The sequence below is a fragment of the Thiothrix fructosivorans genome (assembly GCF_017349355.1).
Classification (GTDB): domain Bacteria; phylum Pseudomonadota; class Gammaproteobacteria; order Thiotrichales; family Thiotrichaceae; genus Thiothrix; species Thiothrix fructosivorans.
The window spans coordinates 436452-450228 of record NZ_JAFMPM010000008.1 but is presented as its reverse complement, the minus strand read 5'-3'; the positions used below and the strand labels follow the sequence as shown (position 1 = coordinate 450228).

17 protein-coding genes and 1 pseudogene are annotated in these 13777 nt (G+C 52.0%); 10 read left to right on the top strand and 8 right to left on the bottom strand.

Going from position 1 to position 13777, the window contains the following annotated elements; genetic code table 11:
* The first annotated feature begins 12 nt into the window (after nt 1-12).
* Together J1836_RS16455 and J1836_RS16450 are read left to right on the top strand one after the other, a co-directional pair.
* Nucleotides 13-1209: a DUF2157 domain-containing protein gene (locus tag J1836_RS16455; protein ID WP_207252214.1), complete on the top strand. Its 1197-nt coding sequence runs from the start codon at nt 13-15 to the stop codon at nt 1207-1209.
* A complete protein-coding gene (locus tag J1836_RS16450; protein ID WP_207252213.1) occupies nt 1206-1697 on the top strand; it encodes a GDYXXLXY domain-containing protein in 492 nt (163 codons plus the stop codon). The genes J1836_RS16455 and J1836_RS16450 overlap by 4 nt, the downstream gene beginning before the upstream one ends.
* Nucleotides 1698-1702: 5 nt before the next feature.
* On the opposite strand, the gene J1836_RS16445 is transcribed toward J1836_RS16450, so the two are convergent.
* The 5 genes from J1836_RS16445 to J1836_RS16425 are packed head-to-tail and all read right to left on the bottom strand — an operon-like array spanning nt 1703 to nt 5176.
* Nucleotides 1703-1999, bottom strand: a complete 297-nt coding sequence (locus J1836_RS16445; RefSeq protein ID WP_207252212.1) for a 2Fe-2S iron-sulfur cluster-binding protein — start codon at nt 1997-1999, stop codon at nt 1703-1705.
* A gap of 4 nt (nt 2000-2003) precedes the next feature.
* Nucleotides 2004-2366 (bottom strand): hypothetical protein, encoded by a 363-nt coding sequence (locus tag J1836_RS16440; RefSeq protein WP_207252211.1) that lies wholly within the window; start codon nt 2364-2366, stop codon nt 2004-2006.
* A gap of 2 nt (nt 2367-2368) precedes the next feature.
* Entirely contained in the window at nt 2369-3697 is a 1329-nt protein-coding gene (gene waaA / locus J1836_RS16435; RefSeq protein WP_207252210.1) for a lipid IV(A) 3-deoxy-D-manno-octulosonic acid transferase, read from the bottom strand.
* Nucleotides 3687-4490, bottom strand: a complete 804-nt coding sequence (locus J1836_RS16430) for an aldo/keto reductase (protein WP_242632888.1) — start codon at nt 4488-4490, stop codon at nt 3687-3689. The genes waaA and J1836_RS16430 overlap by 11 nt, the downstream gene beginning before the upstream one ends.
* The gene (locus J1836_RS16425; RefSeq protein ID WP_207252209.1) at nt 4487-5176 is read right to left on the bottom strand and encodes a BPSS1780 family membrane protein; all 690 of its coding nucleotides are present in this window, start codon (nt 5174-5176) and stop codon (nt 4487-4489) included. The genes J1836_RS16430 and J1836_RS16425 overlap by 4 nt, the downstream gene beginning before the upstream one ends.
* Before the next feature lie 91 nt (nt 5177-5267).
* Between J1836_RS16425 and J1836_RS16420 the strand changes: the two genes are divergently transcribed.
* From J1836_RS16420 to J1836_RS16400, 6 genes and pseudogenes are all read left to right on the top strand, one after another.
* The gene (locus tag J1836_RS16420) at nt 5268-5783 is read left to right on the top strand and encodes a M23 family metallopeptidase (RefSeq protein ID WP_207252208.1); all 516 of its coding nucleotides are present in this window, start codon (nt 5268-5270) and stop codon (nt 5781-5783) included.
* A gap of 355 nt (nt 5784-6138) precedes the next feature.
* The gene (locus J1836_RS16415) at nt 6139-6357 is read left to right on the top strand and encodes a DUF6036 family nucleotidyltransferase (RefSeq protein ID WP_307792596.1); all 219 of its coding nucleotides are present in this window, start codon (nt 6139-6141) and stop codon (nt 6355-6357) included.
* Nucleotides 6358-6741, top strand: coding sequence for a hypothetical protein (locus J1836_RS16410; protein ID WP_207252206.1), 384 nt, complete (start codon nt 6358-6360; stop codon nt 6739-6741). It abuts the gene before it with no gap.
* An 89-nt stretch (nt 6742-6830) separates the two neighbouring features.
* Nucleotides 6831-7820 (top strand): annotated as a pseudogene (locus tag J1836_RS21645) (leucine-rich repeat domain-containing protein); the annotation flags it as partial.
* 186 nt (nt 7821-8006) lie between these two features.
* Nucleotides 8007-9992, top strand: a complete 1986-nt coding sequence (locus J1836_RS21640) for a COR domain-containing protein (protein WP_242632968.1) — start codon at nt 8007-8009, stop codon at nt 9990-9992.
* A complete protein-coding gene (locus J1836_RS16400) occupies nt 9989-10480 on the top strand; it encodes a hypothetical protein (protein ID WP_207252204.1) in 492 nt (163 codons plus the stop codon). The genes J1836_RS21640 and J1836_RS16400 overlap by 4 nt, the downstream gene beginning before the upstream one ends.
* Here J1836_RS16400 and trxA read toward each other — a convergent pair.
* The gene (gene trxA, locus J1836_RS16395; protein WP_207252203.1) at nt 10454-10930 is read right to left on the bottom strand and encodes a thioredoxin; all 477 of its coding nucleotides are present in this window, start codon (nt 10928-10930) and stop codon (nt 10454-10456) included. The two genes, J1836_RS16400 and trxA, sit on opposite strands and share 27 nt — an antisense overlap.
* Before the next feature lie 111 nt (nt 10931-11041).
* Here trxA and J1836_RS16390 point away from each other — a divergent pair, with 111 nt between their 5' ends.
* Together J1836_RS16390 and J1836_RS16385 are read left to right on the top strand one after the other, a co-directional pair.
* Entirely contained in the window at nt 11042-11185 is a 144-nt protein-coding gene (locus J1836_RS16390; protein ID WP_207252202.1) for a hypothetical protein, read from the top strand.
* Between the two features lie 25 nt (nt 11186-11210).
* Nucleotides 11211-11918, top strand: coding sequence for a DUF6174 domain-containing protein (locus J1836_RS16385; protein WP_207252201.1), 708 nt, complete (start codon nt 11211-11213; stop codon nt 11916-11918).
* Between the two features lie 15 nt (nt 11919-11933).
* Here J1836_RS16385 and J1836_RS16380 read toward each other — a convergent pair whose 3' ends face one another.
* Together J1836_RS16380 and J1836_RS16375 are read right to left on the bottom strand one after the other, a co-directional pair.
* Nucleotides 11934-12725, bottom strand: a complete 792-nt coding sequence (locus J1836_RS16380) for a DUF4424 family protein (protein WP_207252200.1) — start codon at nt 12723-12725, stop codon at nt 11934-11936.
* A gap of 294 nt (nt 12726-13019) precedes the next feature.
* Nucleotides 13020-13754, bottom strand: coding sequence for an SGNH/GDSL hydrolase family protein (locus J1836_RS16375; RefSeq protein WP_207252199.1), 735 nt, complete (start codon nt 13752-13754; stop codon nt 13020-13022).
* Nucleotides 13755-13777: the final 23 nt, after the last annotated feature.

The following is a 13777-nucleotide window of genomic DNA, read 5'->3' as shown; positions in this document are numbered from 1 at the left end:
TATCTAAAAACTGTGACATCTATCACCAAACTCAACCAATGGCTGCAAGCCGGGCTAATCACCCCCGCGCAACACGCCAATATCCTCAGCTTTGAAGCCGAGCACCGCCAGCATTCCAACGGCTGGTTGTACAGCTTCATGATCCTCGGCGCTGCCATTATTGGCTTAGGCGTGATTTCGTTGATTGCTGCGAATTGGGCGACTATTCCCGAAACCGTCAAGCTGGGGGTGGATTTTGCGCTGCTAACGCTGCTGGCTCTTGGCGTGTTCTGGCAATACCCCAAACGTCACAACGGCGTGTGGTTTGAAGTGCTGCTGGTCGGTTTCATGCTGCTGTGTTTGGCCAGTATTGGGCTGATTGCGCAAGTCTTTCACCTCGGTGGCAAGTGGTATCACGCTCTGCTGTTTTGGGCGGCGATAACGTTTTTACTCAGCCTGTTTGCCCGCAATCTGTTCACGCGCTTTTTCTGGGTAACGCTGTTGCTGCAAGGGCTGATTTGGAGTTTAGTGGCACTGACCAACCCGAATATCAGTGAACATTGGGAAGCCTTGCCGTCGGTCTTATTACTCGCGCCACTGCTGATTGCGGTACTGTATTACGCCACTACGCACAGCAAACTGCTGCGGGGTTTTACCAGTAGCTTGTTTTTCTGGTTTCAAATCGCCGCCATTATCGCCCTAGCGTTTGCGGACATTGTGCGCTCCGGCGGGGAAATGACAGATTATCAAGTGGCGTGGTTTGTGCCTGCGTATGTGGCTGCGGTGCTGCTAGCCGTGGGGATTCTGCTGCACAAGGAGTATCGCTGGTTGAACAAACTGCTTTTGCTGGGTGCGCTGGGTTTGTTACTGCTGTATTACCACCCTGATTTGCTGTTTAACGGGCAAAGCCGCTATAGCCTGTTTGGGTCGCAAGCGCACGCAGGCGTTGGTTTTTGGCAAGCCGATGACATCCGTGCTCCCCTCTTGACCCTCACCATCCTGTTTTTGTACGCACTGCACGCGGGGAATAGCGGACATCAGCGTACTTTCAACCTGATCACTTTCCTGATCGGGCTGCGCTTTGTCATTCTGTATTTTCAAGCTATGGGTGGTTTGGCGGCAACGGGCGTAGGGCTGATTATTTCCGGCAGCTTGATCATTGGTATAACGTGGCTGTGGTACAAAGGGCGCGACCGTTTGCGCGAATGGACAAAAAGGTTACAAGCATGAATCGACGTAGTTGGCTGATCATCGCCTTGGTTGTACCCATTCTGGCATTGGCAAGCAGCGTCTACCTGAAAAATGCGCAACGCAACCGTGGCACAGAAGTCATCTTACCCATCAGCGGCTTTGACCCGCGTGATTTGCTTTCGGGACATTACCTAATCTATCGAGTGGATTACGGCGTGGCAGAAGGTTGCGGTGCACAGCAAGGTCAAGCCAGTGTTTGCCTGCGCCCAACGCGAGGGCTATATCCCGCCGGAGCACTGCCGGAGGATTGCACACTGTTTATCCACGGACAATGTGATGGCGGCGTATTCAGTGCGGGCATCGAACGCTTTTACATCCCCGAAGCTTATGCTTACGCGCTGGAACAACAAGTACGCGACCATAAGGGTGAGTTAGTGTTGGGTGTCGATAGCCAAGGCAATGCGGCTATTCGCGACTTGTTGCTAGACGGCAAACCGTGGAAAAACGTGGTGGGCGGGATGGACTAGCTTTTTCACGCCTCCCAATCCGTCCCCAGTTCAGGAATATCCAGCACCAAATCGGACGTCGGTTCACCCACGCAAAACAAGCCCATACCTGCCTCAGCGTCTTCCTCAAACAATGCCAGTGGCTCGCCGTCGGGGTATACCATTTCCCCCGACACGATTTTGCCCATGCACACGCCGCACACCCCGCCACCACAACCCCACGGCATGGGAATATCCTGACGCAAAGCGGCTTGCAAGACGGTTTCCCCACTGTTTACTTGAAAGCGAAACGGGGTATTCAACAAGGTGACGGTATAACTCATCGGCTTATGGCTTCGGGAATTTGTAGTAAGTTTCGTTCAAGTAAGCCGTCACGTTGCTCAAGTCTTCATCGAATAATTTCGTGCCAAGGTTGGCATCACAACGGCGCACTTGCGCAGCAAGCATCGTGAAATCGGTCATTTTTCGATCAGCACGCGTATACACGCCGGAATCATGGCAACTGATACAACTGGCATCGTGAACGGCTTTGCCGGGATGCCCACCTACCGCGTCAGTGGCTTGCGGGGGTGAATTCGGTGCAAACGCTTGTTCCAACGGTTTCGCTGCTGCATCCGGTTTCTCAGCACAACCTACCAAACTTAACGCCGTCATAGCCAACGCCATGATCATCGGTGTCAAAATTTTCATCACTAACCTCCTACTCTTATTGTCATCAATGTATTGATATGTCGAATCAGGCAATCCAGCGCCCCCTGATTCTGTCGGAAAAAAATCTGTGCCGCCACACCAGCTTGCTGCCGCAACACCACATCGTGCAACCAAGCGTGTAATTGTGCGTACAACGCTGCCTCATCTTGCACCAAAACCGCTCCACCAGCCGCACATAACGGCGGGAATATATCGGCAAAATTATGGACATGCACACCGCTCACCACGGGGATACCAAATGCCGCAGCTTCCAACGGATTATGCCCGCCGTGCGCCACCCAACTGCCACCGATGCAAGCGACATCGGCGCAAGCATACCACAGCAACATTTCGCCCATGCTATCACCCACTAGGATCGCGGTTTCCGGCAAAACCCTGCCGCCCGCACTGCGCCGCACGCTGGCAAAACCACTGGCGGCACACAACCGCGCCACCGCATCGAAGCGTTCCGGGTGACGCGGCACGATAATCAGCAACAGCTCAGGAACGTGCGCCCGCAACTGTGCAAAAACGCGTAGGATAATCTCATCTTCGCCCGAATGCGTACTCGCCGCCACCCACACCAAACGTTTTGCGCCCCACTGCTGGCGTAACTGCTGCCCCTGCTCCACCAAACCGGCAGGAATTTGCAAATCAAACTTGATATTGCCGCACACACTAACTTGCTCGGCATAAGCGCCCAGTTGTTGAAAATGCCATGCGTCTTGCTCGCCGCGTGCCGCAATCAGACTAACGTTTGCCAAGGTTTCCTGCACCAGCGTAGCGACTCGCGCATAACCACGTACTGAACGTTCGGAGAGACGTGCGTTCGCCACCAACAGCGGGATAGTGCGTTGAGCGCACGCGGCGTACAGATTCGGCCAGATTTCGGTTTCCATCACAATCGCACACACGGGAGAAGTACGCCGCAAAAAACGCCCCAACGCATCCGGCAAATCATACGGCAGATAGCAATGTTCAACCCGCGCTCCAAACAAGCGTTTCACCGTATCCGAACCTGTCGGCGTGGTGGTCGTTACCAACAGCGGGTAGTGCGGATAGGCTTGCAGCAAGCGTTCCACCAACGGACGCGCCGCAATCGTTTCCCCAACCGACACCGCGTGTAACCACAGGCACGGGCGGAGCGTTGGCGCAAACCCAAAGCGTTCCGCCATGCGCTGCCGGTACGCCGGATTCGCCCGACTCCGCCACAGCAAACGCAACACAAACAACGGCGTGAGCACGTACATAAGCACGGTATAAATAACGCGCCGCCCTGTAGGTCGGGCTTTAGCCCGACTTGTCGGACTGAAGTCCGACCTACCCTCCATTGCCCAACACCTCTAAGGCCACCGCCACATTCTCACGCAAATGCTTGGGGTTGATTGTCCCCAACACCACGCTGGTTGCCCCCGCTTGTTCCAAAATAAAACTCAGCGCATGTTCCACCGGATTTTTACCGCCGCCGAGCTTATCCAGATGCCCACTGGCAAAGGCTTTTTTTACCAATACCGCTTTGCGTTGCGCAGCGGCAGCTTCCAGCACCGGCAATTCATCGGTGTACATGGGGTTATACGCCGCCATCACCACATCGCAACCCAGTTCATACGCCAGCAACGCCCCCTCGACAGTTTTCGAGGAAATACCGACGGCGCGTACCCAACCGTCTTGCTGCATCTGCAACAAGGTATCCAGCACCGCTTCTTCGCGCAGAATCCGCACATCATCGCCGTCCGAGTGAATCAGCACCATGTCGAGGTAATCGGTTTTCAACAAACGTAGGCTGTTTTCCACGCTCTGGCGCGTGCCTGCGGCGCTGAAATCGAAGCTGGATTCGCCATCGACAAAGCGTTCGCCCACCTTGGTTTCGATCACCCATTCATGGCGGGAAGTGGGCAGCAATTTGCCGATGCGTTCCTCGCTCAAACCGTAGGCGGGTGCTGTGTCCAGCAAGTTAATGCCCAGATCGAACGCCAGCGCGAGTAATTCACGCACTTCGCGATCCGACGGCAGCGCAAAACCTTGCGGGTATTTCACGCCTTGATTGCGCCCGAATTTCACCGTACCTAGCCCCAACGGGCTGACGCTCATGCCGGTATTCGCTACCGGACGCTTGTTCATCATTCAAAAATATCCTTGTAGCTCATGTAAACCGCACCCACCATCACCGGAATCAGCACCACAAACCCTAACATGAGCGGTATCGCCGCCAATAACGTCAACCCCGCGTAAATCAGCGCAAAAACCACAAACGGCAGCGCATTCGTCCACGCGCCGTGGAAACTCGCTTTGACCGCATCCATTGCCGTCATGCCTTTAAACACCACTAAAGCGGGCGCGTAAGTGAACAACATGCCCGTGCCCAAACTGATCATCAACAGGAAAACCAACATGCTGACGTTGAGGTTCAAACTGGGCAAACCGGTGATGTCATCCATCATAATCAGGTCGCCAACCAACAGCTTGCCCAACAGCGTCGCGGCAAAACTTGCACCAAGCATAATCGCCCCCACCAGCATTAATTGGTTACGGATAGGCACATCCTTTAACACCTTGAGTGCATCAGCGACTTCAACCGCTTTGCTGGTATGCGCCTGTTTTACCGCCAGCAACATGCCACCGATCAATACCGGTATAGCCACGTTCAACAATAATCCCCCTATAAAGGGCAACATGCTTAATAGCAATACAGTACTGCCAAACAATACGCCCAGCAGCGCCCAAATGACCGGATTGGCTCGGAACATGAACCAACCTTGCTTAATCCACTGAATGGCTTGCGCTGGTTCAACAGTCTTAACGGTAAGCATCAAAAACTCCCTTGTGTGAATAAGCGTCGAGTATAGCCTGCCTGTTTCGCCTATGCTTGACGGGCATATCATAACCGATCAGGAATTGCCGATGAAAAAGACCTTGCTAGCGTTGCTACTAGCGCTCATCGCGGCGGTAGCGTTACTACCCGAAACGCCGCGCATCCCCGTCAGCGGTGCCACCACGAAGGATTGGAATCCGCAATCGTTTTGGTATTACCCGTGGGGGCGTTCCGGCACACACAAGGGCATCGACATTTTCGCGAAAGAAGACACGCCTGTGCTTGCCGCGACGCAAGGCTTGGTGGTGCATACCGGGGTGGACAGCATGGGTGGCAATATTGTGTTGGTGTTGGGCGGCAAGTGGCGCTTTCATTATTACGCGCACTTGCACAGCATTGATACGCAGGCGTGGCACTGGGTGAAAGCGGGTGAGCAAATTGGCACGGTGGGTGTGTCGGGCAATGCTAAAGGCAAGCCGCCGCATTTGCATTACGCGATCCGCACGCCGTATCCGCAGCCGTGGTTGTATAACGCGAACGTGCGGCAGGCATGGAATAAGTTGTTTTTTGTTGATCCGCATCGGTGGTTGACGGAAGGGTTGTAAGATTGCGAAGTAATGAACATCGATTTTGCAAGGAAATTTTCTAGAAAACTGATTTTATTGGATATATTTCTCGGAAATTCGTATTAAGCACTCCGATTTTTCGTATTAAGGGTTTCCGAAACTCGTGTTAAGGGTAGGTGATTTTGTGCCGATCAGTTTGTTGCTTGCGCCGTTCCCCGAAGTCGGAGCGTGAATAAAGTATACGCGGACAGGTTGAGAAATTTCTGAAAGAATAGCCCTTATCCAGACAGGAAGAACGGTACAACATGCATCAACTCCACACTGAGACACCATTAGCCAAAGCCATTTTCGAGCTTTTTGGCAATTTTGAGGCGGCTTTGGCAGGGGAAAACCGCTGCATATTTACTTGGTGTCAGCAGTAGACGTGGCGGTTTCCAAGCTGGGACGGCTTGCATCAGATGACATGCTGGATATTATTAACCTGTATCAGGTCGGTGGATTTGACCTGCAACTATTTGAAAGTGTTGCCCAAGATGCACTAGACTATTACGCAATACCCAAGCCATTGGAACTGAATATCAAGCACGCTTTGCGCGAATTACGGAAGTTGTAAATGCCGACTGATGTCCACACCGCTTTCGAGCGTTTAGTCACCCACGACTTTGACCAAGCCTCGCTGGAGGATGTCAAAACTGTGGCGTTAGGGCTTTGGTATCAGGATTTTATTCCCGACTTCACACAATTACCCGTAACCAACCTGCAATCCCAACTCCGTGCTGGCTATCTGGTTGACCGCCTATTGCGCTATAACTGTGTGTCGGATGAGCGTAAAAAAGCCCTGTTTGCGAACGTGACTGCCCTCAAAATACACCTTAAACCGGCAGCTAGCACCAAGCCGAATGTTGAACTACTGGCCAAAAATTGGGGGCTGGATCAGGACTTGAAACGGCTTGCCAAAGAACTGCTGCCTTACCAGACCCGTCATTACCAGCGATAAATCACAACATTAGTGCATCCGCTTGGGTAGCGTTTGCCCGCTTCCGGCATTCTGGTTACTATCCGGTCATCATCCCTTATGCTTGACTAATGATGTCTATGACCCCAAGCCCGCTGGAAATCGCCCTCGAACGCATCGAAGAATGCCGCCGTACCCACTCGACCGAACTCGATTTGAGCGGGCTTGGTTTGGAAGAAATACCGGAGGCTGTGTTTGAGCTGACGTGGCTGGAAAAGCTGGATGTATCAGGAGATTCGGAAAACTGGACGAAAGCTAATATTCGGGAGATTCCTGAAACCATTTTACGCCTAGACTCATTAACTAAATTTTATTTCCAATTAAACCAAATTGATGATATTTCACCTATCCGTGGCCTGCTACGGTTGCAATTGCTTGATTGCCGCGCTAACCAGATCAGTGAGTTAGCGCCTCTGTGCGGCTTGTTACAGTTGCATTCGCTTGACTGTGCCCTTAACCAGATCCAGGATCTCTCTTCTCTCAGTGGCTTATTACAATTGCAATCACTTGATTGTGGAAGCAACAAAATCAGCGACCTCTCTCCTCTAAACAGCTTACTAAAGTTGCAATCTATTCATTGCCCCACTAACCAGATCGACAGCCTTAAACCCCTTGGCAACTTACGGCTGATACAATCACTTGACTGTAGCTTTAACCAGATCGGCGATCTCTCTCCTCTCAGCGACTTAACGCGGTTGCAATTCCTTGACTGTAGCCTTAACCAGATCAGCGACCTCTCACCCCTCAACAATTTGTCACAGTTACAATCACTTAACTGTAGCGGCAACCAAGTCTGTGACTTGTCACCTCTCAGCAATTTGTTAACTTTGCGATCAATTGACTGCCATTTTAATGAGATCAGCGACCTCTCACCCCTTAGCAGCTTACCAGCCTTACAATTGCTTTATTGCCGCCATACACAAGTCAACGACCTCTCTCCTCTTAGAAGTTTGACAACTCTACAAACACTTGGCTGTAGTTATAATCAGATCAGTGACCTCTCTCCTCTCAGCAGCTTGTCACAATTGCAATCACTTTCCTGTGACGGCAACAAGATCAACAACCTCATACCACTCAGTAGCTTGTCACGATTACAATCACTTTCTTGTGAAAACAATGAGATCGGCAACCTCATGCCGCTCAGAGACCTACCGCGATTGCGATCGCTTTACTGTAGCTACAACCAAATTCGCCATTTGTTACCAATTCAAGATTTTATTCTCTCAGGACAAATGGAGGCTCTTTGTTTGTACCGCAATCCAGTATGCGGGATTCCTTCAGCGTTATTAGGAAGTAATGAGCATGAAGCCTGCGAGGAAAACCTTAGGAACTACTGGCTAGATTTAGCCAACGGCTCAGAGAAACAACGGCAACTCAAAGTCCAGCTAGTCGGCAATGGTCGAGTCGGCAAAACCACTCTGGCTTATGCACTGGAACGCAAACGCGCCTCCAGCGAATCGTTCAAATCCACCCACGGCATTATTATCAAAGAAATCCAGCAAGCATTGGATAGTGAAGAGAAACCTGTCACCTTACAACTATGGGATTTTGGCGGACAAGAAATCTATCACGCCACCCACCGCCTGTTCCTATCTGACGATTGCCTCTACTTGTTGCTGTGGGCAGAAGAAACCGAAGAACATCCAGACGAAACCCGTCACCCAGTCAGCTATTGGCTGGAGTTGATTCATGACTTAGCCCCCAATAGCCAAGTCATTATCGTCAAGAACCAGATTGACCGCTCTGACCGTTTACCCACAAGACCCGCTGAACTGACAGAAGATATGCCCGGTATTAAACAAATTCGTCAGGAAGTGAAAATATCAGCGATGCAATATCGCGGTATGCCTACCTTGCGTGGTGCTATCGAATCGGTGATTGAAGAACTGAAACACAAAGTTTGCTTGGAATTACCAACCTCATGGCTACAGGTACAACACGAGTTAAAGCAACTCGACCAGAACACCATCCCTTTCACGCATTTCAAACAGCTTTGCATCAAGGCAGGCATAGATCACGCTGAATGGTTCGTCGGCTATCTACACAAAACAGGCGTACTGTTTTATCAGGAAGGTGCATTCCAAGATCAAATTATCCTCAACCAAGATTGGGTGATTAAAGCCGTATACCGTATATTTGACCCTGATGACCAACGCAGTTTTATTGAAGATGATCTAAAAGGACATTTCAAAGGCAGACATGCGAAAATAGTTTGGTCTGAGGTGGATGAAATTGAGCGGAATATCTATCTCGACTTCATGCGTAACTGCGGAATCTGCTACGAACCCAATCGCAAGCATGACACGCCATTTGCTGACCGAATATTCATCATTCCAGCACTGTTACCGGAATCCAGTACTGCCAAAACCGTGTGGGGCAATACCCGTGCAGATGACTGGAAACTCGACATCGTATACCCCTTCCTCCACCGCAGCATTATCGAACGTATCATTCTGCGCCTAGGTGAAACCTATCAGGGCGAACCGTGGCGCACTGGCATTTTCTGCAACACCGAATACGGGCAGGTATTGCTCGAATGCACCTACCGCGACAAACAACAATCCACCCAAGGACAACTCAACTTCCACTTGCGCGGCAACCAGCTTGCTCCCTTGGTATACGCCTTACGCAAACTGGTGAGCGAAATCAGCCCACACCGCCGCTATCAAGAATTCCTGCAACAAGGTAAAACCAACCGCGCAGCCTTGCCTGAATTCAAAGCAGCAGAGGAGAACTTCAGTTCACGCCTCGACCCAATTGAACCCACTAAAACCCTCAAGCTGTTCATCTCCTACTCCCGCGTAGACCGCGACCACAAACTCACGCTGGAAAAACACCTACGCTTAATCAAAGAAGCCCTCAAACACCAAGTCAAACTCGACATCTGGAGCGACCATCTGATGGATGCAGGCGAAGGCGTGAACGACCAAATCCTGCCTGAACTACGCAGTGCCGACCTGATTCTCTTGCTGGTCAGCCCCGATTTTCTTGACCCCGAACGCTACAGTTGCCGGGTTGAATTGCCGATTGCGTTGGAACGCCATGAGAAAGAAGGTATACCCGTTGCACCCGTCATTATCCGCCACACCCATTGGCAGGCACGTTTAGGGCATTTGACCGTACCGACCAAGGAAAACGCCAATCCGTTGGAAGACTGGTCTTCCGCCGACAAATTTTGGGGCAGCGTCCAAAGTGGCATCCACACCAAAATTGAAAAGCTCCTGAAAACATGAACTACCCCGTCACCAAAACCCTCACATGGCTACGCTGGTTGACCCTGTTGCTGGCACTCACGCTGCTGGTGCTAATAAAGTTGCCCCCCATGCCATCTACCAGCGAAGTCATGAGCTTGCAGTTAGCATCCACCCCGGACGCTTTCCGCAGCATCCTCAGCCAATGGACAGCGGATCAGCAACAAGCCTTCGCCAACCATTTCCCGCTCGACTTCCTCTTCATTGCCGCGTATGCCTTGTCCGGTTATCTGTGGGCAGGGTCAAGGCTATTCGCAAGTTTGCCAGCGGCACTGGTTACGCTGGCTCGCTGGGCATTGCCCCTAGCGGGCGTACTGGATGTCGGTGAAAATGTGCTGGAAATGTACCTGCTGAAACAACTGGCCGATTTACCCACCACCGTGGTCATGCTGGCGGCAACATGCGCCGCACTGAAGTGGGCATTGACGGGCGTATTTGCGCTGCTATTCCTGCGCATCGTTCTGGCTTGATGCCGCCTTCGGCTCATGAATCCGATGTTTCGTCAGGATGTACTGGATGCTATGCGGAAGTTTTGCCCCCATAAAACGTTCCACGCATTCCCCATCCCGGAACAGCAGCACCGTTGGCATGGCGCGGATGCCGAAGCGGTGGCTCAGTTGTTCATTCTTGTCCACGTCCACTTTCGCCAGCAGAAACGCGCCTTGGTAATCGTCGGCAAATTTAGCCAATAACGGGGTCAGATTCCGGCAAGGGCCGCACCATTCGGCATAGAAATCGACCATCACGGGTGTCTTGTGGGAAGTTTCCAACACCATTTCGTCGAATTCGTCGGCATTGACGAAGGCTTCATGCTGGCTACGGTTATCAGAAAGCTCAGCCTGCTTGGAGCGACGCAGCGACCTGACAATCAGGAAAGTAAAAGTGGCAACCACAATAGCAGTGAGAATGGCGAGGTGCATAGCGTGTTCCTTGATTATTCTGGGCAGAGTATCCGTTCTTGCTAATTGTAGAATAAACCTTATAGCCTGTACCATTCCGCCAATGGACACTATCGCGAAGGACATTAACCCATGACCCCAGCCATCACCCTCGCCAAAAAAGCGGACATGGCAGACAAAGCACTGGTTGCCCGCCCCACTCGAAGCGTGAGTTGCCACCACTCATTTCAAGCAATCATGCAACCACCCCGCCACAAACAGGTCAAACAGATATAACCCACCGTCACGCGAGGAAAATCCCTTGAAACTGCTCACTGCCACACTGTTTGCCGCTTTATCACTCAGCGCCTGCGTCGCCACGCCACCCGTGACACCCCAAAGCCTAACACTGAACGCCAACCAGCAAACCAACTTACGCACTCTGTTAGGGCTAACCCCCAGCAGCGCGTTTACCGTCAACGTCCTCGATCAGAACGCCGACCGCCAACTCACCCCCGGCGACATCGCCATCATGTACGGCGGCATCGCCAATACTGAAACCAGTCGCCGCACCCTCGGCGTTGCAGATGTTACCCGCATCAACGCCGCCACGGGCTTGAGCGAAGCCGCCCGCCAGTTACAAGCGGCTGAAGCCAAATGGCAACAAATCAGACCCATACACTACGCCTACACCCTGCAACGCTCGTGTTTCTGCACACCAGAAGTTCGCAAACCTATCGAAATCCGCGTCTTCCGAGGCAAAGTTCAGCAAGCCACGGTCTTGCCCGACGGCACACCCCTACCTGCTGACCGCCAAGCCAGCGCATTAACCATCGACGACCTGTTCCTGAAAATCCACGATGCCATCGACCGTAACGCCGCCAGCTTGAGCGTCACCTACGACCCGCAATACGGCTTCCCCACCAATATCAGCATCGACTACGAACGCATGATGGCAGACGAAGAACTCGCCCTGAGCGCATCGAATTTCAAAATCGCCAGCGGCTTAAAACCGACGCAGCGGCAATAACGGCATCGTTATAACTCAAAGTAAATTCGGTTGTAAAAACAGGATGCGTAAATCGGTTTGTGGCACAAAGTTAGTCTTTTCCATCACAAACGTTTTCGCATCCACTTTCTGCAAACCCTCGCCGCAAAAAGTGACGCGCTCGTTGGCGGTTTGCTTTTGCAGGGTGAGGCGAAACTTACCGATTGCACCTTGCCAATTCGCACCCGTGGTGAGGATGTAATCCACAAAATGCGGCGACAGGTGTTTGCCTTTATCGGGCTGGTGGTTTTGCTTAATCCACTTCAGCAAATCCGGCTCGATACAGTAGTTTTTGATGCGGGTAGCGCGTTCTTCCCCCTCAAACCAAAAACCGGCTTCGCCGCCCACCACGGGGCGGTATTGGTGACTGACGACCAAGGCTTTGCCAGCGGGAAAGGTTTGCATCCAATGGTGCGTCAGCTTGACTTGCCCGTCGTTTTTTTTCACTTCGGTTGCAAAGGTTTTCGGCTGGTCATCGACTTGCACCGCAAACAGCAGCGGGTTATCCGAGTGCGTATCCATCGCAATATCGCCGTCGGGATTTTCGGGGAATTCTGGCACGGGGAACGCGACCCGCGTGGTGATGTCTTGCGCACTGTTATTGCGGAAAATGTATTTCACCCGAATCTGCTCAGTGCTGATAAACAAGTCTTCCTGCTCCATCGCAATCGACGCATTTTTCGTGAATTCAATCCCCCCCGCCCCCAGCGTAGCAGTGGAATCGTTAGCAACGGCGGCAGTACAGCCGCACAATAGTAGGCTGAAAACAGCGTGTTTAGTGGTCATCATGGCAAGCCCTCGTGAGTTTTTAATACACAGCAAATCTTAATCCTCTGCACCATTCCTGCAAACATTTGTCATATTCTGTACCTCAATAAACAAAGGGGGACACAGGGTGATTTTGGCAAGGAATTTGCAGCACTGAGTGAAGCCCTGATGGCATTCTTACGGCTGGTAACGGAGGCGAACCCAATATGAATATCCAACTTTCTCCCAAAATCCTGCTGTTCCTGCTGGCAATCGCGCTACCGGGTGGGGTGTTATTGCTGCTGCTTCCGCTGGTGAATAGCGTGAAGGCCAGAGTCAGGGAACGTCTTTTGTTGCAAAGCCAACCAGCGCCGCCGTCAGATGTTGGTTAAGCACCGCATAGCCCTGTGAATTCAGATGCAATAAATCGCGACTGTATTCCGGTTTGATCTTGCCATTTTCACCTTGCAGTACCGCAAACACATCCAACACCATCACGCCATCGCCTGCCTGTGCTGCTATAAACTGGTTCACCTCTTGGATGGCAGGTGCAATCGCATCCGACCAGAACAAAGCGCGTTCGAGTGGCACTTTGCCCAAGGGAAATACGGTCGTCAGTAATACCTTGCTGCCGCTTTGCCGCGCTTGCGTGATAATGTCTTGCAGGTTGCGCTTGCATTGCGCGACGATGGCATCACGCCGCTGCGGAAACAGCGCGATAGCTTTCAGATCATTCACACAGAGTTGCAGAATCACGACATCCGCTTGCAAGGGTTGAACATGCTGTGCAAAGCGTAGGCGGATTTGTTCGGAGGTTTGGTTGCCAATGCCGCGATTGATGAATTCGACATTCGCCATCTCCGGCGCAGACCAACTTAAGGCGCGTGAATCGCCGAAAAATACCACCCGCTGCTGCCCCGCCGTTTTGCCAGGAACAGGGTCGGCGTAAAGGCTTAACTGCAAAGGGTCAAGGCGCATAGTATTCGTGTCTTGGTATTGGTGCTGGGCAAACCACAGCAAACCGACGTTACCCAGTACTGAAATCAGCAGGAGGATGAGGAGTTTTTTCATGCACAAAGGATAGCGATTTTCCT